The organism is Antarcticimicrobium luteum (assembly GCF_004358185.1).
GTDB classification, from domain to species: Bacteria; Pseudomonadota; Alphaproteobacteria; order Rhodobacterales; family Rhodobacteraceae; genus Antarcticimicrobium; species Antarcticimicrobium luteum.
The window spans coordinates 1-20,802 of sequence record NZ_SMUV01000068.1 but is presented as its reverse complement, the minus strand read 5'-3'; the positions used below and the strand labels follow the sequence as shown (position 1 = coordinate 20,802).

The following is a 20,802-nucleotide window of genomic DNA, read 5'->3' as shown; positions in this document are numbered from 1 at the left end:
CGCGGTCAACCGCCTGTCCGAGCCCGGCCAGCTCGGTGAGCGCCGCGTCCTTCATCTGCACTGCTTACTCTTCAGCGATGAGCTTTCGAACGACGCTGACTGGCAAGAACATCCTCAGCGGGTTCGATGCGAGCGGCAGAAAGCCGTAGCTTTCGTATAGCGCCTTGCGGCGGGCCACGCGGTCGGGATCGCCACAGTCGAGAACATCGAGCATGACGACAGCGACGCCGATGGCATCTGCGGCAACTGCAATCCGGCGGAGGGCATCGACAAGCAAATCGCCGCCAAAACCGCCCCCACTGAACTTCTGATCACGCCCGATCATCGAGATGTATGCGGCCGGGATATTGCCGTGCGACGGACGTGTTCGCGCGAACTTTTCAGGTAAATCCGCAAAGTGAACAGCGTGCGCATTGAGAGCATAGAAACCGATTACGGTGCCGGCAGGATCGACCATCACATAGAGCCGGACGTTGTCCGTCTTGGCGAGCTTGTTGGCCGTCTTCTGGAAGTAGTTGTCGACCTGTTCGACGCCGCAAGAAAAAGCCGCTCGATCATGTCTCTTTGGATCGAACGGCTCAATGATGTAAGAGGCCGGTTGTGATGCAGCCATCTACTGCGACACAACTGTTTTGCCATGCCGACGGAAGGCCGAGCGCAAGGCGTCTGTCGGCGCTGCCGGAGTATCGAGTGCCGAGAAAAACGCGTCATGATCGACCGGCTGCAGCACCGTCCGTTCATGTGCTGCAATCGTTGCCAGCGCTGCCTGGTAGGCGGCATTCATGGTGAAGACGGAATCGTCGACGCCAGAAAGCGCTGCCGCCTGCTGAATCGCTGTCTTGATGCGCGGCTTCGTCCGGAAATTCATCCGGGCCTCGTTGCGCTCATCGATCGCGCGCGTGGTGTCGTGGAAACCAAGCATGGTCGCCTCCTGTTTTTCCATCCATCATGTACGCCACATTGACGTACAAATCAAGAGTTCGGTCGGGAAAGTACTTCGAAAGTAGCGCACTCACCCGAATCGCCGCCCTCCTTCCGTGAACGTGTACTCGTTCACGATGATCCCCTCCTCGATGGCCTCGTCCGAGGTAAGGTGGTCGTATTCGTTCTGAAGCTGGCGGTAGAGCCAGCGGGCAAGGTCGCGCAGCGCCTCGGTCACTATCTCCTCTGCGTCCTCGGTGGTCGGCTGCCAGGTCGGGCTGTTGCGGGTGACGTCCACGGACATGGTGTATTCGTGGTAGTAGCGACCGCGGTGGCTGACCTCGGCAGCGAGCTGGTAGAAGTTCCGCCGCTGAATGGCCTGCAGCCGGTCGGCGATTCTGTGCAGCGTGGCGTCCTGGGGCGCATAGTCCCGGATGCGCGCGGCCGCGCCCTTGGTGTGGCTGAGGTATGCTTCAAAACAGGCCCCATCCCCCTGGCTCCAGAATCCTGAAAACCAGATGCAGGGCTTAGCCCGCGTCCCTCCGCCCATCAGGCGGACGGGCGTGGTCTTCAGACGGATGCCGAGGATCTCACAGACCCGCTCGAAATCCTCGTAGATCGCGTCCCACCAGTCGTCGTGGGGCCCAAGCTCGCGATACCAGCTGCGCGCCTTTTCCTTCGCCGCATCCGAGAGTTCCGGGAACTGGTAGACTGTTGTGCAGATGACTTCAGGCATCGACGTCCTCCCCATTCAGCGCGGCGGCCAGCCATTCTTGCGTGCTGGTCCAGCCGATGGATTTGCGCGCCCCAAGATCGATGATATGCGCGCCGCCGCCGAAGGCGTCGAGGCGCGGACGAGAGCAGGTCAGCGCGTACTGGAACCCCCATAAACCTGCGAGGTCGAGTTCTTCAGCCAAGCGCAGCACGAAGCGGATAACCGCCTCGACATCACCGTGCTCGTCGTCATGGATCCAGAGGGTGCTGCCTTCAGGCGCGTCCTGGCGCGCAAGAGTGAAGCCCGAGACCTCCGGGTCATCGGCGTCCTGATCCGCGGCGCGCAAGCTCTGGAACAGCGCGAGCGCGCGCGCGGCCTTGTCGGGGCTGCCGACGTCGATCAGGCATGAGAAATGGGTGAAGTAATCCGCCATGGGGACCTCCTGAGATTGAGAAACCCGGCCAAGGGGCCGGGCGCTGGATTGGGATGAAGGGTTGGTTGGAAGCGATCAGCCGGTCGGATTGTCGCCCGATGCCTGCCGCGCGGCATGCGCACAGAGCATCTGCCGGTAGAAGCGCTTGCGCGCCGTCCGGAAGCTGCGCACGGCGCGCGTGTCGGGGTGCAGCGCCCGGACCGCCGCGCGCAGAACTGTCTGGGGCGACGCCGTCAGCGGCAGGCCGAGGCGCTGATAGGCTGGATCGGTCATGTCAGCTCACCTCGACCACGGGCGAGGCGAGATGCGGGTCGACCTTTGCTTCGATCCGCTCGGACCGGCCCATCCAGGGTTCGGGCCGGATGGCCTTCACCCAGTCGGCGAAACTTGGGATGAAGCCGAGGTCTTCCTTCACATGCTGCTCGCCGACCCAGCGGGTCGGGATGATGCGCCCGGTCGAAAGCGTGATCGTCGGACCGAAAATCGTCTCGGCCATGAAAATACCCTCCGCATGGTGGCGCAGCGCCCGATGCCGGAAATCGGCTGTGATCTCCTTGCTCTGGTCGAACCAGCTATGCACGGCCATGTAGCAGTCGACCGTGCCGCCCCATTTCTTCACAGAGGAGAGGGCGTGGTGATAGGGATGTGCCATCGCCGCCCCCTTACAAATCGTGGGTGGTGAGTTCGGACGAGGTGAAGCGCTCGTTGAACTCGAGGTGGATGGTGCGAACGCTTGCGTCGAAGCAGAACTCGCCGTAGGCCCCGTCGTTGTTTTCCCAACCGCCATGGGTGTCAGACAGCAAATCGTAGGCCAGTTGCTCCACGACATCTTCGAGCGAAAGCGCCCGCATCTCGACCTCCGGGTCGTCCCAGGTCAATGCGGCATAGGCGATCTGGGTCTTGGGGAAAGTGACTTCGGCGTCGCCAGCGTAGGCAGCGATACTCTCAACCTGACCGCTGTCGCCATAGCCGTCGAAACAAACAGTCACATGTGTGATGCCCGCGGCAGACAGGCCATCGAAGAGGCGTTCCTTGTTGGCCGGTCGCAAAGCTGCGATCCGCGCGTCGCGCTCGGACTGCCGGGCCAGCACGGCGGCGAAATCAATCCTAGACGGCGCCATCGGCGCGGCCAGGTTGGGTTCGATCTTGGACATTGGAAACTCCGGAATGAGGGACAGGATATGAACCCCGAGGCTCTCTCGTCCTCGTAGGCTCACATCCTCCCCTGCCCTTCTCTGACTCTTGGACGTCACGCCGCGATCTGCAGGGCGCGAGACGCGAAGGCGCGCCAGAGCGGATCGACAAGACGGGCATCGAGAAGATCGGCGTGGTGCCGCAGCCTTCGCGCGAGGCAATGTTCATGCCACTTGGCCGCTCGTATGGCCTGCTCGCGGGTCTGGCTGGCCTCGGACACGACGGCACGGGCTTCGGCGGCATCCGAGACCGGGTGGCACCATGCGACCCCGCCATCATTGGTAGCCCCGGCCAGAACGAGGCGGCCCTCCCGATCGAGGATTGCCAGGATGCGCGGAGCGTCTTCAGGTGTGATATCTTCGGCGTGAACGATTGCCCCCTGCATGGCCTCGGCCAGCGTGGCAAACCGCTCCAGTACCTTGGGTTGTGCCTGCCCGGACATGAGAGCCGCGGGCGCATGGCAAGCCGTCGTGAGCGCAAACGGCAAGTCTTGATCTGCAAAAACGGTCAGGAGGCTCGGCGGCAAACCAGTTTTCTGCGTTTCCGGCTGAGTTTGGAAAGGAAGGTCGAACATGGGCATATCTCCGACGGTGCGGAGAGCCTCTCTCCCCGCTTCAAACCGTCAAAGACCAAACCCCCGCCCTCTTCCTCGAAAGGGTGACGGCGGCAGGTTCGAAAGGCGCGTCAGAGCTTGCCCAGGGCCCGCAGGCTCAGTTCCGTCCCGGCGCCGACGATGATGTGGTCGTGCAACGTCAGGCCGAGATACTTGCACCCTTTCTGTATCTCCTTCGTCATGCTGAGGTCGGCCTCCGACGGTGTCGGATCGCCCGAGGGGTGGTTGTGGATCAGGATCAGAGCGCTGGCGTTCAGCATCAGGGCTCTCTTGATCACCTCGCGCGGATAGACGGGGACATGATCGACTGTTCCGGTCGACAAAAGCTCATCGGCGATGATGCGGTTTTTGCGGTCGAGATAGAGGACATGGAATCGCTCGATGGGACCTCGGACGGTCAGCGCACAATAGTCCATCAGCGCCTGCCAGCTTCCGATGACCGGGTTCTGGCTAAGGTAACGGCCGAGGATGTCACGGGCCTCGAGGATGACGGTTTCTTCTTGGGGTGTCATGGGCCTCTCGCAGGATTGCGCACACGAAGCCCCCGGCTCTCTCGGGCCGGGGGAGCGGTGCGCTCGTGGAAGGGGAAATTGCGACCGCCACGCGTGAGGCCGGTCGCTTTGTCAGGCTGGACGTCAGCCGACCCGGTCGAGGAGCTTCTTGGCGCGCCCCTCCATGTCGAGGCGGGCATCCTGCTGGGTCTTGTCGCGGGCAAGCCGCGTGATGCCCTGCACGAAGTCGAAGATGCTCTCGGGCGGGCGGCCTTCCTCCATCAGCACCTTCTCGATGATCTTGCCGGTTTCGGCCTTCGAGAAGCCCCGCTTCCGCAGGAAATCCGCGCGGTCTTCGTCGCTGCGCGCCACGACCTGCTGCCGCGCGGCCTTGATCCCGTTCATGAACCCCTGCGGTGAGGAATTGGCAAACCGCGTCAGCGCTGGCGCCGCCTCATGCGCGAAACGCGTGGCGGCGTATTTCGAGTGGCGGATCTTGATCTCCTGGAACTCCTCGACGCCCCAGAGGTTGCGGTTCTGGCACACCGCCCGCAGGTAGAAGCTCGCCATACCGAGGGTCTTGGCACCGACCTCGGAATTCCAGCAATAGAAGCCCCGGAAGTAGAGATCGGGGGAGCCGTCTGGCAGCTTGCCCGCCTCGATCGGGTTGCGATCGTCGACCAGAAACAGGAAGACGTCGCGGTCCGAAGCGTAGAGCGTGGTGGTGTCGCGGCTGATCTCGACATCGGGATTGTAGACCCCGGTCGACCAGTCGAGCACACCCGGCACCTTCCATCGCGTGTCACCCGTACCGTTGCCCGCGATGCGCTGCACCGCCTCGACAAGCTCGAAGTCATGGATGCGGCCGTAGTCGGGACCGGTCACGGCGCGCAGTTCCGTGCGGCCATCCTCGGTCTCGAAGGTCTTCACCTGCTCGGCGCGGTGGTTGGTCAAACCGTATTGCAGGTTGATCCCCGCCAGAGGCGCGGGAAGCTGCCGCAGGTAGGATGCCGGGGCACCGACGATGCTGGCAAGCTGGCCGAAGGCCCAGTGCGTGGGCGCCACCGGTTTCTGCGCTTTCGGTAACATCAGGTGCAACCGCTCGGGGTTATCGCGCGCGGCCTCAACCCGGATGTCCGCCGTCTGCACCACCCGGCTCCGGCTGCGCTCGGAGCGGCCCTTCACATTGGCCCAGAGATCGTCGAGCGACAGATACCGCTCATCATCGGGCCGGTTGAACCATTCGGACGACACCCGCCCGTTCCGCTCCCCCCGGCTGACATCCACTTTCCAGCCACCGGCCCGCGTCGGTGCGACCGGATCCAGAACTTCCACAACGCCCATCGGCTATCTCCCGCGACAGGCGCCGGGAGCCACTCTCCCAGCCTTCAACCCGTCGCAAAGGAACCAACCCTGCTCTCACTCTTGAACCCATGCCTCGATTGTAGACGTTCGGGACTGACGCCACGAACCGCCGCTTTGCGGACTTTTCTGCCATTGGCTAATGTGCTTAAAGCGCAACATGACACAGCACATGATCGAAACAGAGCGTCTACTGCTACGAGGTTGGAAGCCTGATGATCACGCGCCATTCGCGGCAATCTGCGGCGACCCCGACGTCATGCGCTACATCGGCAAGGGGCTTTGTTGCACAAATCCTCTTCTGGGATTCATCTCGGGAATCCAGCATGATAGCTGGAGAGCATGAGCAGTTGGGCCCCTACGAAGTACAAGACCACGAACTGGTCGGCGTACAATGAAGCGTTGAAGCGACGCGGATCGCTGTCGATCTGGTTCGATCCCGAGATGAGCTGGGATGCCACACCGACAGGCAGGCGTGGCCGACAGCAGACCTACAGCGATGCCGCCATCCAGACCTGCCTGTCAATGAAGGTGCTGTTCGGCATGCCACTCAGGCAGACCACCGGGTTCGTCGAAAGCATCCTGCGACTGGTCGGGCTGGACTGGCGGGTACCGGATTTCAGCACCCTGTGTCGCCGCCAGCGGACGCTGAATGTGAACATCCCCTACCGCGGCGCCAAGGGCCCGCTGCATCTGCTGATCGACAGCACCGGCATCAAATCTGAAGGGGAAGGCGAATGGAACGCGCGCAAGCACGGCGGCCCGAAACGCCGTATCTGGCGCAAAATACATATCGGGATCGACGAGGAAACGCTTGAGGTTCGGGCGGTCGAAATCACCGGCAGCAACATTGGTGATGCACCCATGTTGCCTGAACTTCTGGACCAGATCCCGGCAGACGAGCAGATCGGATCAGTGACAGCCGATGGCGCCTATGACACCCGCGAATGTCACGAGGCGATCGCCGCCCGACGCGCTGCCGCTGTCATCCCGCCGCGCAGGAACGCCAAGCCGTGGAAACCCACAAGCGCCGGCGCTATCGCCCGCGACGAAGCGGTCAATGCGTCGCGATACCTGGGCCGTGCCCTGTGGCGACGATGGAGCGGATATCACCGCCGAAGCCGCGTCGAGAGTAAGATGAACTGTATCAAACTGCCGGCCAATCTCTGATGGCTAGGGACTTCGACCGACAGGTCGCCGAACTGCAGGTCCGCATCGCTGTGCTGAACAGCTACACCGCTCTCGGCATCCCTGTCACTGAGCCCGTGGGATAGGTCCGTCCCGGGAAAGGGGGCGTACGGTCAGACCTCCATTTGTGCAACAAAGCCATGAAAAACGGCCTGATCCGATAGCTGGCGCTTGATGCGCGTGCAGGAAATGAAAACGGCGGTGCAAAATTGGCCCACCGTAGCGGCGGGATAGTCCTGCTGCGGGCGGAGTAAAATCCGTCCACTTTTCCCTCCGTGCGGCAGCAGGGAGGGCGAGGAGATCTATACCGTGGAATTACATCCCAAGGTTCGTCTGGCGTGCGCCGAGGGCATGAGCGCATGGACGGCGGCGCAGCATTTCAAGATGTCACGTGGGACGATTGGGAAGATGCTGGCCTTCTCTGAGCCGCCTGGCTATCGGCGGAGTGCGTCGATCAAGCGTCCAAAGTTGGACGGGTTCACCGATATCATCGACAGCTGGCTGGACGCGGATAAGGCAGTCCATCGCAAGCAGCGTCACGCGGCCAAGCGGATCTTTGCGGTTCATCGGTCAAGATGCACCCACGTCACGCATTGAAAAATCGAGCAACAAGCCCTGTCATTCACTCCCGCGAATAATCCCCGCGCGGTGCAGCTCCCTGACCCGCCGCCGCAGGTAATCGTGGACGATGGACACCGCCGGTCTCTGGTTGGCCTGCGACTGAGAGACGATGGTCAGCATCCGCTGAAAGTTGGGCCGGTGCAGCGGCCGGGCGAACATACGCCCGCGCGCCACCCCGTCGAAGAAGGTCTGCCAGATCGAAATCGTATATCCCAACCCCTGTTCCAGATAGGTGGCCAGCAGCGGTACGGAATTCACCTCGTGCCGGATGTTCAGGTCGAGCCCCCTCTCGCGGGCGGTGGCCTCCAGGGTGCGGCGGATCAGGAACCTGCCTCCCGGCAGGATCAGCGGCAGCCCGGCGATCTCTTCCAGGGTGACAGGCGCGCCGCCGTGGTGGGTTTCGTCGATGCGCCCGCCGAAATACAGGCTGTCGACCACGCAGCGTTCGGCCTCGCAGCCGTCGAACAGATGCCCGTTGGTGACCAGCGCCACATCGCCCTGGCCGCTCTCCATCAGGTGGCGGGCATCGTCCCAGTGGGTTTCGCGGCAGACCACGTGGATATTTGGGTAATCGGTCACCACTGCCTTGACCAGATGCGCCGCCACAAAGAGGCTCAGCGCGGGTGGCACGACGAAGACGACCTCGTCCGCGGCCTTGCTGCCGTCGAGCGCGATTTCGCGTTCCGCGCGGGACAGTTGCAGCAGGATCAGGCGGCAGTGGCGCAGGAACTTTTCACCGGCGGGCGTCAGGCTGACCCCGCGCGAGCTGCGGTTCAGCAGCGGCTTGCCGAGTTCCGTCTCCAGATCGGCGATCTTCCGGGACAGCGCGGGCTGGGCTATGCCCAAGCTGCGAGAGGCCGCAGAGAAACTGCCGCTTTCGACCACCTCGCGAAAGCATTTTATCTGGTGAAGCTTGATATCCATGTCTTACCCCCGTTCGCCAGCCATGCCTTTTCGGCATGGTAACGCGCCGAAATAGTATTTCAACAAATGCGGCCATGCCTCTAAGCAGATGAGACAACCGGGTGAGGAGAGCATCCGGCACAGGGACCTGCGTTGTACTGGGAGGGCGACGTGCAAAAAGCCGACATTCTGATCGCTTCGATCCTGATCTGTTTCGTGGCCGCGGCGTTGTTCCTCGTCGTGCCCGCGCAGATCCCCGAGGGATTCGGCGGCGCCCTGTCGCCCCGGTTGGTGCCGCAGGCGGCGCTCTGGGGCATCCTGGCGCTGGCGCTGGTGATCCTGGTCCGCGCCGCGCGCGGCCACAGCGCGGGCATCGACCGGATCGCCCGCTCCGAGCTTCTGGCGCTGATCGCGGTTCCCGCCCTGATGCTGGGCGCGACCTGGCTGCTGCCCTTCGTCGGGCCGCTTGGCGCCGGCGCGCTTCTGGTCTCCGGCGGAGGTCTGCTGATGGGCGAACGCAACCCGGTGATGCTGTCGGCACTGACCGGGGGTATGCTGCTTCTGGGCTATGTGCTGATCTATGTCATCCTCGGCAGTTCGATCGGTTGAGGTGACGAAATGGACCAGATTTTCCTCGGCCTGACGGACATCCTCACCCCCGCCACCCTGTTCTGGATCTTCGCCGGGGTCGGCATCGGCTACCTGGTGGGGGCCCTGCCGGGTCTGGGCAAGGCCACTGCGGTGGCCATCGCCATCCCGCTGACCTTCACGCTGCCGGCGCTGCCGGCCATCGCCTTCCTGCTGGGCATCGCCAAGGGCAGCGCCGCGGGCAGCGCAGTCTCCGCCATCCTGCTCAACGTCCCGGGCGAGCCGTCCTCGGCGCCCACCGCGCTCGACGGCTATCCGCTGGCGCGGCAGGGCAAGGCGGGCAAGGCGCTGAAGATGGCGCTGTTCTCCTCGGTGATCGGCGATCTCAGCGCGACCATCGTTCTGGTGGTGCTGGCCGAACCGATCGCCTCCTACGCGCTGCTGATCGGGCCGGTCGATATCTTTGCCATCCTCGTCTTCTCGCTGACCTTCGTCGGCGGGCTGTCGGCGGCTTCGCTGCCCAAGGGCATCATCGCGGCGCTGCTGGGCATTCTCGCGGCCACCGTCGGGCTGGAGATCGAAACCGGCCTGCCGCGGCTGACCTTCGGCGAATACCGGCTGTTCGACGGCATCCCGCTGATCCCAATGGCCATCGGCATGCTGGCGGTGTCCGAGATGATCCTGCAGGCGGGCAACCGCCACGGCATCGACAGCCAGACCCGCACGATGCAGATCGGCAAGGGCCGCGAACAGAACAGCGTGACCGCAGAGGACTGGCGCCGCGCCGCCCCCTCGATCCTGCGCGGCACCGGCATCGGGGTGATCATCGGCATCCTGCCCGGCCTGGGGGCAAGCGTCGGCTCCTTCCTGTCCTACGGCGTGGCGCGCAGCCGCTCGAAGACACCCGAACGCTTCGGCAAGGGCGCCATCGAGGGGGTCGCCGCGGCGGAAAGCGCCGACAACGCGGTGGTGCCGGCCAGCCTGATCCCGCTGTTCGCCCTCGGCATCCCGGGCAGCGTCATCGCCGCCATCCTGATCGGCGCCTTCATGCTGCACGGGCTGGCGCCGGGGCCGCTGATGTTCGCGCAGCAGCCGCGGCTGGTCGGCGGCATTTATGCCGCGATGATCGCGGCCAGCCTGGCGCTTCTGATCATCGGCCTGGTTTTCCAGGGCTTTTTCGCCCGCATCACCCTGGTGCCGATCCGGGTCATCGTGCCCAGCGTCTTGTTCCTCTGCGCCGTCGGCGCCTGGATCGAGGGCGGCGGGGTGTTCGGCATCCAGGTCATGGTGGTCTTCGCCGTGCTCGGCGTGCTGATGCTCCGGCTCGGTTTTTCGGTGGTCAACTTCCTGATCGGCTTCGTCGTCGGGCCGGCCGTCGAGCTCAGCCTTCGGCAGTCGATCCGCATCCTGCACGGAGAGCCGGCGCGGCTGATCGAACATCCGTTGGCGCTGATCTTCCTGCTGCTGACGGCGGCGGCCGTCTGGCGCTTCGGCAAGGCGGCACGGGCGAACGGCAAACGTCTCAATTCATCGGAGGAGAAAACGCAATGAAACTGCCAATGAAACTGAATATCCACGACGCGCTTAAGGGTGCGGTCGTGGCCGCGGCGATGGCGCTGGGCCTCGGCGCCGGGCCGGCGCTGGCGGAATGGCCGGAAAAGCTGATCTCGCTCTATATCGGCTTCAACCCCGGCGGCCAGAGCGACCTGCTGGGCCGGGCGCTGGCCACCGCGATGTCGGAAGAGCTGGGCGTGCCGGTCAATGTGATCAACAAGCCCGGCGCAGCGGGCGGCGTCGCGCTCGCCGGGCTCCGGGCGATGCCGGCGGACGGCTACTCGTTGCAGTTCAACCCGTCGCAGACGATCACCCTGACCCCGGCGCTGCAAAAGGTGGTGCCATTCTCGATCGACGATTTCGACTATGCCGGGATGCTCACCAGCTTCGACTCCGCGCTGGTCGCCCCGGCCTCGGCGCCGTTCGACGATTTCCAGGGCATGCTGGACTATGTGCGCGCCAACCCCGGCACGCTCTACGCGCCGGTCTCGGCCTCGACCCGGTTTTTCGCCACCGAGATCGCCCGCGCCAATGATCTCGATATCGGCATCCTGCCGGTCAACGGCGGCCAGGGCGTGATCAACGCGCTGCTCGGCGGGCAGGCGATGCTGGCCTATTCGGGCGGCATCCACCACCGCTATCCCGACCAGATGAAGGTGATCGCGGCGCTCACCGCGCGGCGCAACATCGGCAGCCCGGACGTTCCCACCATCAACGAACTCGGCATTCCCATCGGTATGGATCTGCAAACCGTTCTGATCGCGCCGAAAGGCCTGCCCGAGGACGTGCTGGCCAAGCTGTCGGACATGCTGGCCGATGTGGCCGGGAACGAAGGTTTCCGCGAGGTCGCAGCCAGCATGTTCGCCCCGATCGACTACCGCGACGCGGCGCAGGCGCGTGAAGAGATGTACACCCAGCTTGAAAGCAATCTGGCGATCATGAAGGCCGCCGGTATCGAACCGCAATAACCGCGGCCGCAGTCCCCCGGCCCGCCTTGCGCAGCGGGCCGGGTCTGAAGGCCGCCCCCATCCCAGACCCCTGAAACCGGCTCGGATCCTGTCCAGTCCCGGCGGGCACGGCACCCGCCCTGGCGGAGCCGTGCCCGAACCCTACGGAAGGACTGACACATGAAGGACATGACACGCATCCGCGGCGGCGCCATCCTGGCCCGCGCGTTGAAGGAAAAAGGGGTGGATCACGTCTTCACCCTCTCCGGCGGGTTCTGCAACCCGGCGCTGGAGGGGATGATGGAATGCCAGATCCCAGTGATCAACACGCCGCACGAGCAGGTGGCGGGCCATCTGGCCGACGGCCATACCCGGATCACCCGCAAGCCTGCGGTCTGTTTCGTGGGCCCCGAGGGCTTCGCCAACGCGGTGCCGGCGATGATGGAGGCGCTGGGAGAGCGCAGCCCGATCCTCTTCATCACCTCCTCCTCGACGCTGAAGCGCGAGAATGCCGGCGGCTTCAAGGAGATCGACGACGTCGCCATCGCCGCACCGCTGGTGAAATATTCGGTGCAGGTGCGCGACGGCGCGCGGATCGGCGAATATGTCGACCGGGCCTGGACCATGGCGACCTCCGGCTATCCCGGCGCGGTGCATCTGAGCGTGCCGGTGGATATCATGTTCTCCTCCTTCCCCGAGGATGCGGGCCGCGAGGAGCGCCCGCTCGACCACGGGGCCCGCCCGCCCGCCCGCGCCTGGCCGGAGCCTGCCGCGCTCGACCGCGTGCTGGCACAGGTCAGGGCGGCTGAACGGCCGGTGATCATCGCGGGCCATTCGGTCTGGTGGTCGGGCGGCGAGAAAGCGTTGGAGGCGGCGGCGCGGGCGCTGCGCCTGCCGGTCTACGGCCAGCCCGGCCACCGCAAGCTGATGGGCGAGGATGCCGAACCCTGGATGGGGCTCGCCGATTTCCACCAGTACCCGCCCTCGAAACCCGCGATCACCGAAAGCGATCTGGTGCTGGTGATCGGTGGTAAGCTGGACAACACGCTGAACTTCGGGAACGCTCCGTTCTTCCCCGCTTCGACCCGGGTCATCTGCATCAACGGCAGCAACGAAGAGCTGGAGTTCAACCGCCCCGCCGACGAGCTGCTGCTGAGCGATCCGGGCGCCTTCTGCGAGGCGCTGGCGGGCATCGGCCGGGCCTGGCCGCAATGGTTCGACCAGCAGCGCGCGCGGCGCGGCGCATGGGTCGAGCAATGGGAAAACGACCTCGCTGCCGAGACAGCGAAGGAAGCAGGCGCCAAGGTGCACCCGCTGGACCTGGCACTGGAGGTGCAAAGGGCGATGGGGCCGCGGGACTGGCTGATCTTCGACGGCGGCAACACCCATTTCTGGACCGAGATCGCGGTCAATATGATCGGCTGGCGCGGCGGTCGGCTGGCGGGGATGCTGAATCCCGGCATCAACTCCATGCTCGGCTGCGGGGTGCCCTTCGCCATGTCGGCCAAGAACCTCGACCGCGGCTCCAACGTGGTGCTGATTTCGGGCGATGGCGCCTTCCTTGCCGGCGGGCTCTCGATCGAGACCTGCTTCCAGGAGGGGCTGCCGATCACCGTGGTGATCGACAACAACGGCGGGCTCGACGCGATCAGCCAGCAGCAGGAGCGGTTGTTCAAGAACGGTCAGCATTTCGCCACCGACTTCCGCGACATTCCCTTCCATCGTATGGTCGAGGGGCTGGGCGGCTATGGCGAGTTGGTGACTCGGCGCGAGGACATCGCGGCCGCCGTCAAACGCGGCATCGCCAGCGGCAAGCCAGCCTGCATCAACGTCAAGACTCGCGGCGTGATCAGCCCGATCATCGCCGCCACCTCGGACAAGCGCGACAAGGCCTCGATCGAATGACGCTGAAATTCACCACCCATATCCTCAACGGCACCGACGGCACCCATGCCTCCGGTGTCGGCATCGAACTGCGGAATCAAGCCGGCGGAGAGCCTCTCTTTGTCGGCGAAACCGACGCCGGCGGACGGCTGCAATGCGAGATCGCCTCGGAACGCGTCGCGGCGGACGGCCGGTTGGAACTCATCATCAGCAACGGCGGCTTCTGGCTGGGTCGGGAAATCCCCCGCAGTGCGCCGCAGGTGGTCGAGGAGATGGCGATCCGGATGCGGATTCCCGAACGGCAGGGGCATTACCACGCCCCGGTCATGCTGTCGCCCAACAGCTTCTCGTGCTGGTGGTCGGCGTGACCGGCCTGAGCGAGCGCGACGGGGACGGCCGCGCCCCGCCGCCGCCGGTCAGCCCCTAAGGATCAGATCGGCGGCCCTTTCGGCCAGCATCATCACAGGAATGTACATTCCGGCCCGCACAATGTCCGGAAAGGCCGAAGCATCAGCGACCCTCAGCCCCTTGATCCCGCGCACCCGGCACTGCGGGTCCAGTACGGCGGCGGGGTCGCCCTCACCCCCCATCGCGCAGGTCGAGCAGACGTGATGCGACATGCCGGTGGCCTCCGCGATCAGCGCGCGCCGCATCCCGTCAGAGCTGCGTAGCGCGGCCAGGTCCAGGATCGAGCGCCCCAGCGCCGCCTTCCGGACGGGGCCGAGCTTGAGCATCGGGTTGATCGCGGCAGTGGCAAGGCGGTTGGAAAGCGTTCGGGGCTGGAACCGCCCCACCATCTGAGGATCGGGCAGGAAGACATCGTTGATGACGCCCGCGTCCCGCATCGGCTCCAGCAGCCGCAGCGCGAAATCGAGGCCGTCGACCATTCGCGCGAAATCCTCCTGATGATCCAGCAGGTTGAAGGTGACCCTTGCGGCGCTGAGCGGCTCTCCCGACCCGGCGATGCGGACCTCGCCGGTCGAGCGCGGATCGTACAGCGCCACGCTCAGCGCCCCTACCTGCTGGCCGATGGCGTGCCAGGAGCTTTTGCTGATCGCCATCAGCCCCATGTCATGCGGCTGGCTGGCGCCTATTCTGGACGAATAGCGCAGGCAGATCTCGCCGATTGCGCGGAACCCCGCCGCTTGCCGGCTGGCATCGGGCAGATGAACCGCCAGTTCGATCTTGGGGTGGTTCTTGAGCCCCGCACCGACTCCGGGCAGGTCGAGGACCGGGGCAATTCCTTGCCCCCGCAAGAACCCTGCCGGGCCGATGCCGGAGGCTTGCAGCAGAAGCGGCGAGAAGATGCCTCCGGCGGAGAGGATCACCTCCCGCACAGAAAGTTCGGCGACCGCCCCGGCGCGACTGATCCGAACGCCGGTTACCCGGCGCCCGTCCAACAGCACGCGTTGAACCTCGGTTTCCGGCAGGATCGTCAGGTTGGACCGCCGGCGCACCTCTGCCGACAGATAGGCGCTGGCGGCCGTGATGCGGCGATGGGGCAGGTTGGTCATCGGAACCTGGCCGTAGCCGTCGCCGAATTCGCCATTGTAATCGGCCAGCGCGGCGTATCCTTCCCGTTTCGCCCCCTCGGCCAGCGCGCGACTGAAGGCGCTCCAGCTTTCCAGTCCCTCTCGCCGGATCGTCACCGGCCCCGCCTGACCGTGCATCGGGCCATTGCAATCCGCATCATCCTCCAGCCTGCGGAAATAGGGCAGCACGTCCTCCCAGGCCCAGCCGGTGGCACCCCGTGCGGCCCAGCGATCATAATCGTCAGGCTGGCCGCGAAACGCGATCGACCCGTTGATCAGCGATCCGCCGCCAACGCCGCGGCCCTGCAGAAACCGCCGCGACCGCGGGGTGCCGCCATGAGCAGCGCTGACCCCGACCTCGGCTTTGAGACCGGCCCAGGACAGTTCCGGGATGCCGAAGGAGATCGGCAGCGGATCCAGGACATCGGGGGGTTCCTGCCCCGGGGCCATGTCCTCTCCAGCCTCGATCAGCAGAACCCTTTTCGACGGGTTTTCCGACAGACGCGAGGCCAGAACGCAGCCGGCCACGCCCGCGCCAATCACCGCATAATCGAAAAAACAGCCATCCAGCCCGGCGAACCGGGCGACCTGTCCTTCAGGCGTTCTTCCTCTGAGCCGTGCATCAATCATCGGCGACCTCCGAACCAAGCTGCGCATAGATCTTGTCGAAAGCCCGGAACAGCGCGGCGCGATCGCCGGCGTCCAGGCGTGCCTCAAGGCGCTTCTGGCGCCCTTCCCGTAACGGAACGACCTTTGCATAGACCTCTTGCCCGGCGGCGGAGAGGGCCAGCCGAATGAGCCGCCGGTCGTCCGGCTGGGCCAGTCTGGTCACCAGCTTTTTCCGTTCCAGCCCGCTGACCGCGCGGCTGATCGCAGCCTTGTCCATGTGGGAATGTCCGGTAAGTTGCGAGATGGTCGTATCCGGAAAGTCGCCAATCAGTTGAAGCACCCATACCTCTGACAGTTTCAATCCGAATTCACGTTCGTAGAGATTTGCACTCTGTCGGCCCCACTGACGGGAAATCCTGTGAATGTGGTAAATGATGAGGTTTTCGATATTCTTTCCCGTCATAAGCATGTTCCGTAGTACAGAGCGTTTGCACTACATTAATTGCTTATACAATGTTGTGCCAACAACTTAATTGAAGAACTCTTTCTACGGCTCTGATAGACTCTGATGCTGTGACTGCCCCCCGACGGCATTGATGTACCAAGGTGGGTCTACAACGATCCACAAAAGAGGACGGTCACAGCCTCAAAGCCACCTGAAAGCCATCTTCCAAGATGCGCGCATGGTGAGACTGTTCCGCGCGGGTCACGTCCGACACGCTTGCCACTGCCCTGGCTGGGCGCTGGATGGAGCGCGCGACCTACGAAGGCGCAGCACGCATAATCCGCAGCGTGCTCGACCAAGAAAAGCTAATTGGCTTGAGCGTGATCCGAAGGGTGTCTCGCTCATGACCATGCACAAATCGAAAGGGAAAGAATTCGATGGTGTGGTAATGGTGGAAAGCATTCACTCAAGTCACTTCCTTCTTGGGCACGAGGCGCCCGGCTTCGCCCCGTCGCGGCGACTCCTACGCGTCGGCATCACGCGGGCACGCAGTTTCGTGCTGCTGGTTCGGCCCCGCAAGGAGAAGCCTCTGGTAGAGGGATAGGCTGCAGCCCACCACTACGATCCTGTCTTGGCCTTTCGCCTGATGCCTTGAACTGCATTATCTGCTCTGGACGGCATACCGGCCGTTCGCCATGAATATCGCAAACGGTCGCTTAGGGCCGTTCGCGTACTTCGACACGTCGGGCGGGAAGTGTGAATTCGCTGCAAGCGCGCGGGGCGCATCCCACCAACGCGAAAGCAGCCATTCACCGACCCAAACACCTGACCACGCATGCTGCTCCCTCCACCAACGGCAGCAATGCGCAGGAAGCCTGCTTCCGTAATGGGGCGTGATCTGTCAAGCACCGTTCCCCATGATAAAATGACCTCCTACCGCAATGGAGGGGAGATGCAGCGGACCACTGGCCGGTCACCTTTTCTTGCTGGGCCATGCTTTTTGCGATTGCATTGAGGTTTGCCCATGCCGGGATGATGCTTCCGTCCATAGTCAGCGCATTGGCTGCCACATCATGCCTGGTCCAAATGCAGTTCCCGAGTGCCCATCTTTGCAGCGTGCTCGGGCAACGAGTGTCCGGCATCAAGTCCGCTTACGGCATCTTTGCATACTGACGCGGACAGCGCATTGCCGGCCCAGAGGGGCGACACAACAAGGGGCGGCTCCGTTGTCCTGCTTCGCAACGGGGCCGCTCAATCACATCGCCATCATCTCAAACGAACAGGATATCGTCCACGGTGAATGCCCCCGGATCCAGCAACCCCAGATCAATCGTGGTACCGTGCCCCAGATCGAGGGTCGTCCGACCGGTGGTTGTCACATCGAGCGTGACATCCGGCGATGACACCCCGGATATCGCAATCGTATCGGCGGCAGCGTCGAAATCGCGGATGCGGTCGCTGCCTTCGTCCAAGGCACCATCAAAGAAAAAGGTATCCTTTCCCGTGCCACCGCGCAGCACGTCGTCTCCCGCGCCACCGGTGAGCATGTCTTTCCCCTTGCCGCCTGCAAGCAAGTCGCCCTGTGCCCCGCCAATCAACTTGTCATTGCCCCTTCCGCCGATCAGCGTGTCATTGCCGCGACCGCCTGTCGCCAGGTCCCTGCCGGCGCCCATCTTGACGGTGTCATCGCCGAGCCCGCCATGGGCCGTGTCGTTGCCCCTGCCAGCCAAGATCCCGTCATCTCCGTCATTGCCAAACACCACGTCGTCACCACCACGGCCGATCAGCTTGTCGGCGCCGTCATAGCCAAAGAAGACTTCAGCACTACGGTCGCCTGTCGCCGCGTCGGTGTCGGAACGGTCGAAATGGACGCGCATTTCGGCATCGTCGAAGATCAGCCAGCCGACCTCTACAAGCTCGTCGATCTGGCCATGGTGGCTGACACGGTGCCCGTGATTGCCGTGATAGTCGCCCGCCGGTTCAAGGAACGTGAAATCGGCCCGAAGGCCGGAAAAGACCACGCGGTCGTCGGGGGTGCCGCCATCATAGAAATCGCTGCCCGCACCATCGACCATGACATCGGCGCCGGCGCCGCCGTAGACGATGTCGTCGCCGGCGCCGCCAAACAGCATGTCGTTTCCGTCCCTGCCGATCAGCCTGTCGTTGCCGCCGCGCCCGACCAGAATGTCGTCGTCACCGGTGCCCGTCAGCGTATCCCTGTCGGGCGTTCCGGCAATCACATTCAACGGGATGGTCTTGTCATCGAATTGCAGGACTTCGATGCCCCGCAGAACATCGCGCCCATCCGGCCCCTCGACGATCACGGACTTGCCGTCTTCCGAGGTAATAGAATAGGCGGTGCTGAGCCCCGAGAACGCGGCGATATCGCCATCGCCGCCGCCGCCGTCGATCTCATCGTCACCTGCGCCGCCAACCAGCAAGTCGTCGCCGCTGGTGCCGATCACCGTGTCATCGCCGTCGCCGACAAAGACGAGACCGAACGAAAACGGGCTCACGTCTATCTTGGGAAAGCTGCCATCCTCATCGACCACAACGATACCGGTCTGATCGGCGAAGCGGATCCTGTCGATATCGCGCAAGGTGTCCGTCCCGTCCGACATTTCGACGAGAAAGGCACCCTCCGCGAAGGAATAGGCAAAGCGCGCGTCGGACAGAGGCAAGTAACGGCTATCGGACGCTTGGAAGTGGACATAGTCCACGCCTGCACCTCCGTCGAAAACGTCGTCTCCAGCTCCGCCGTACAGAGCGTCATTGCCATCGCCGCCGAAGAGCGTGTCTTTACCAACCCCACCATATAGACGGTCCGCGCCGGCTCCGCCGTACACGAGGTCATTGCCTGTACCCGCCTCGACCAGATCGTTACCGGCCCCCGCATGCACGATATCGTCCCCTCCGCCGGAGTGAATCACATCTCCCGTCGCAGGGCCTTTGCTCCCGGTTTCATCGCCGGCAAAGATCAGGTCGTCGCTCGCGAATTTGCGATAGTGCTTGGTGCCGTCCTCATCGACACGGACCACCAGTTCGAAATCGCCCTTGATGGTGTCCCGCCCCGCGCCGTCAACGCCGCTGGTGCCGTAAAGAACGTTCAGCGTTGCGTCGTCGAAGAACACACGCTCAACATAAGACAACTGGTCAACCTCGCCGGTTGGTCCCGTGAACTCCATGATTAATTCGTGACCGTTGTCCGCACTGACGGAAGTTTTCACCGTATGGGTGTACGTCAGATTAAAGTCCTCGCGGTTGCCTTCCATGCGAACCACATCGAACCCGCCACCGCCAACGACCCTGTCGTTGCCGGCGCCGGGTTCCAGCGCATCATCGCCCGCACCGCCTGCGAGGCTATCGTCACCTGTGCCGCCGATCAGCCGATCCTCTCCGTCGCCGCCGATCAAGAGGTCGTTGCCGCCGCCGCCGCGGATCAGATCGCTGTCACCATAGCCCCAGATGATATCGTTGCCGCCCTTGCCAACGAGCAGGTCATTGCCAGCGGTGCCGTGCAGTTCGGCATCGTTCGACACACCCGGCGCCTCGAAGGCCACCAGCTCCTTGCCATCGGTCAGGGTTCGGTACTTGGCGGCCAGGTCCAGACTGGCGCTGCCATCGACCCCAAGCCCAGCCTTGCTCAGCGCTTCGCTGATCAGCGCCTTTTCGAAATAACGTTCGGCCAGCGCTTTGCCGTCAGCCGTCGTGAGGTTCACGAAGATCAAGTTTTTAGAGTAATCCGGTCGGCCAGGAAAATCGAAGGACTCGGGCAGCGCGTGGTTGTCCAAGGTGAGCCCCGTGCTGACCTCCTTCAGGTCATCGGGGCTTGGGTAAGTCTCCTTGATGCCCTTGACCCGCTCGATGGCGTTTGCCAAGTCCGCTTCACTATAGGTCGAAACGGACTGCTTGACGGTTTCGACGCCGAATTGGAACGACGCATCCAGCGTGTAGTAGCTGTATGTCAGTGTGTGGGTCGCTTCCTGTCCGGTGTAGACGTTGACGTTGTAGACGACGTCGTGGGTCTCCGAATGCTTGACGATCTCGATCGTGGTCGAAGCTTGCGCCAGATCCGTGATCACCGTGGGCAGGTTTTCGAAGAACTCGGCCGCATCGTCGATCTGGCGGGTGATCTTGTTTGCCGAGACTTCATCCGCCTCGAAAGTCGCCGCCACGGCCAGCCGGGAGCTGAGCGCGTAGCTGACCGCGAAACTGGACAGGATCACCGATCCGGCCTGCACCGTTCCATAGGAGGGATCTGTAATCGCCTTGGCCTGGGCCAGCACATCGCGGAAGGCATGTGAGGCGTCGGAAATGATCGTGCTGGGATCGACCGCATCGCTTGTCCCGGCGCTTGACAGCAGGTCGCGCGCATTTTCGGCACGGGCCAGCGCACTCAGCAGGTTCTGTTGCTGAACATCCTCGATCTCGTACCCGATGGTGGTGCGCAATTCGGTGACGGCTTCGTCCAGCTTGGCGCTGATCTCGTCCAGCTTGCTGATGATCGCCTCATTGCTGTCGGTGAACGAGCCCCAGAAATCCTCGGTCGATCCGTGATCGACCAGATCCTCGATCAGCCCGTAGGCCGTATCCGCAAGCCCGATAATGTCCAACGTTCCAAGCGCCATCGCGATGTCCTCTAAATTCCACTCTCAGGACCCTGCGCAACCGATGCGCAGCCGACCCTCCGGACGGTCCGGCCCCGCTTCGTCATTCCTCGGGGCCGGTTACCGGGATCGGTAGTCGACGCCGGTTGTCGGAGGCGATTGTTGTAGGATTGTTAGATTTGTAGATTTTTTTAG

Annotated in this window: 20 protein-coding genes and 2 pseudogenes; 8 read left to right on the top strand and 14 right to left on the bottom strand. The window is 63.6% G+C overall.

Translation table 11 applies throughout. The features are described from left to right. Positions 1-64 precede the first annotated feature (64 nt). The 10 genes from E1832_RS13165 to E1832_RS13120 all read right to left on the bottom strand — a co-directional run bounded on the left by E1832_RS13165 (position 65) and on the right by E1832_RS13120 (position 5,711). The gene (locus tag E1832_RS13165; protein WP_133360231.1) at positions 65-613 is read right to left on the bottom strand and encodes a GNAT family N-acetyltransferase; all 549 of its coding nucleotides are present in this window, start codon (positions 611-613) and stop codon (positions 65-67) included. Beyond that, entirely contained in the window at positions 614-943 is a 330-nt protein-coding gene (locus E1832_RS13160) for a type II toxin-antitoxin system TacA family antitoxin (protein WP_245513981.1), read from the bottom strand. Positions 944-1,012: 69 nt separating this feature from the next. Then, on the bottom strand, positions 1,013-1,657 hold the full coding sequence (locus E1832_RS13155; protein ID WP_133360230.1) for an antitoxin of toxin-antitoxin stability system: 645 nt from the start codon (positions 1,655-1,657) through the stop codon (positions 1,013-1,015). Then, a complete protein-coding gene (locus E1832_RS13150) occupies positions 1,650-2,069 on the bottom strand; it encodes a hypothetical protein (RefSeq protein ID WP_133360229.1) in 420 nt (139 codons plus the stop codon). Before E1832_RS13150 ends, E1832_RS13155 begins: the two co-directional genes overlap by 8 nt. 75 nt (positions 2,070-2,144) lie before the next feature. Next, the gene (locus E1832_RS13145; protein ID WP_133360228.1) at positions 2,145-2,342 is read right to left on the bottom strand and encodes a hypothetical protein; all 198 of its coding nucleotides are present in this window, start codon (positions 2,340-2,342) and stop codon (positions 2,145-2,147) included. Between the two features lies 1 nt (position 2,343). Continuing rightward, the gene (locus E1832_RS13140) at positions 2,344-2,721 is read right to left on the bottom strand and encodes a DUF6915 family protein (RefSeq protein WP_133360227.1); all 378 of its coding nucleotides are present in this window, start codon (positions 2,719-2,721) and stop codon (positions 2,344-2,346) included. A 10-nt stretch (positions 2,722-2,731) separates the two neighbouring features. Then, on the bottom strand, positions 2,732-3,223 hold the full coding sequence (locus tag E1832_RS13135; RefSeq protein ID WP_133360226.1) for a DUF6878 family protein: 492 nt from the start codon (positions 3,221-3,223) through the stop codon (positions 2,732-2,734). A 95-nt stretch (positions 3,224-3,318) separates the two neighbouring features. Further along, positions 3,319-3,837 (bottom strand): DNA repair protein RadC, encoded by a 519-nt coding sequence (locus E1832_RS13130; RefSeq protein ID WP_133360225.1) that lies wholly within the window; start codon positions 3,835-3,837, stop codon positions 3,319-3,321. Positions 3,838-3,947: 110 nt separating this feature from the next. After that, the gene (locus E1832_RS13125) at positions 3,948-4,388 is read right to left on the bottom strand and encodes a JAB domain-containing protein (protein WP_114276349.1); all 441 of its coding nucleotides are present in this window, start codon (positions 4,386-4,388) and stop codon (positions 3,948-3,950) included. A 123-nt stretch (positions 4,389-4,511) separates the two neighbouring features. Then, positions 4,512-5,711 carry a DUF932 domain-containing protein gene (locus E1832_RS13120; RefSeq protein WP_133360224.1) on the bottom strand — a complete coding sequence of 400 codons (1,200 nt, stop codon included), beginning with the start codon at positions 5,709-5,711 and terminating at the stop codon, positions 4,512-4,514. Between the two features lie 360 nt (positions 5,712-6,071). On the opposite strand from E1832_RS13120, the pseudogene E1832_RS13115 reads away from it, so the two are divergent. Next, a pseudogene (locus E1832_RS13115) lies at positions 6,072-7,003 on the top strand (IS5 family transposase). A 223-nt stretch (positions 7,004-7,226) separates the two neighbouring features. Continuing rightward, positions 7,227-7,475 (top strand): annotated as a pseudogene (locus E1832_RS13110) (IS21 family transposase); the annotation flags it as partial. A 60-nt stretch (positions 7,476-7,535) separates the two neighbouring features. Here the strand turns inward: E1832_RS13110 and E1832_RS13105 are convergent. Then, positions 7,536-8,462 (bottom strand): LysR family transcriptional regulator, encoded by a 927-nt coding sequence (locus E1832_RS13105; protein ID WP_133360222.1) that lies wholly within the window; start codon positions 8,460-8,462, stop codon positions 7,536-7,538. 150 nt (positions 8,463-8,612) lie between these two features. Here E1832_RS13105 and E1832_RS13100 point away from each other — a divergent pair, with 150 nt between their 5' ends. The 5 genes from E1832_RS13100 to E1832_RS13080 all read left to right on the top strand — a co-directional run bounded on the left by E1832_RS13100 (position 8,613) and on the right by E1832_RS13080 (position 13,782). Then, positions 8,613-9,050 (top strand): hypothetical protein, encoded by a 438-nt coding sequence (locus tag E1832_RS13100; RefSeq protein ID WP_133360221.1) that lies wholly within the window; start codon positions 8,613-8,615, stop codon positions 9,048-9,050. A gap of 9 nt (positions 9,051-9,059) precedes the next feature. Next, positions 9,060-10,580: a tripartite tricarboxylate transporter permease gene (locus E1832_RS13095; protein ID WP_133360220.1), complete on the top strand. Its 1,521-nt coding sequence runs from the start codon at positions 9,060-9,062 to the stop codon at positions 10,578-10,580. After that, the gene (locus tag E1832_RS13090) at positions 10,577-11,551 is read left to right on the top strand and encodes a tripartite tricarboxylate transporter substrate binding protein (protein ID WP_133360219.1); all 975 of its coding nucleotides are present in this window, start codon (positions 10,577-10,579) and stop codon (positions 11,549-11,551) included. Before E1832_RS13095 ends, E1832_RS13090 begins: the two co-directional genes overlap by 4 nt. A gap of 159 nt (positions 11,552-11,710) precedes the next feature. Further along, positions 11,711-13,435, top strand: a complete 1,725-nt coding sequence (locus tag E1832_RS13085) for a thiamine pyrophosphate-binding protein (protein WP_133360218.1) — start codon at positions 11,711-11,713, stop codon at positions 13,433-13,435. After that, on the top strand, positions 13,432-13,782 hold the full coding sequence (locus E1832_RS13080) for a hydroxyisourate hydrolase (RefSeq protein ID WP_133360217.1): 351 nt from the start codon (positions 13,432-13,434) through the stop codon (positions 13,780-13,782). The genes E1832_RS13085 and E1832_RS13080 overlap by 4 nt, the downstream gene beginning before the upstream one ends. 48 nt (positions 13,783-13,830) lie before the next feature. Here the strand turns inward: E1832_RS13080 and E1832_RS13075 are convergent, their stop codons facing one another. Continuing rightward, positions 13,831-15,576: a GMC family oxidoreductase gene (locus E1832_RS13075; protein ID WP_165978876.1), complete on the bottom strand. Its 1,746-nt coding sequence runs from the start codon at positions 15,574-15,576 to the stop codon at positions 13,831-13,833. After that, on the bottom strand, positions 15,569-16,018 hold the full coding sequence (locus E1832_RS13070; protein WP_165978875.1) for a MarR family winged helix-turn-helix transcriptional regulator: 450 nt from the start codon (positions 16,016-16,018) through the stop codon (positions 15,569-15,571). Before E1832_RS13070 ends, E1832_RS13075 begins: the two co-directional genes overlap by 8 nt. 133 nt (positions 16,019-16,151) lie before the next feature. Between E1832_RS13070 and E1832_RS23260 the strand changes: the two genes are divergently transcribed. Continuing rightward, positions 16,152-16,604: an ATP-binding domain-containing protein gene (locus E1832_RS23260; protein ID WP_133360214.1), complete on the top strand. Its 453-nt coding sequence runs from the start codon at positions 16,152-16,154 to the stop codon at positions 16,602-16,604. A 667-nt stretch (positions 16,605-17,271) separates the two neighbouring features. On the opposite strand, the gene E1832_RS23130 is transcribed toward E1832_RS23260, so the two are convergent. Further along, positions 17,272-20,628, bottom strand: coding sequence for a calcium-binding protein (locus E1832_RS23130; protein ID WP_133360213.1), 3,357 nt, complete (start codon positions 20,626-20,628; stop codon positions 17,272-17,274). Positions 20,629-20,802: the final 174 nt, after the last annotated feature.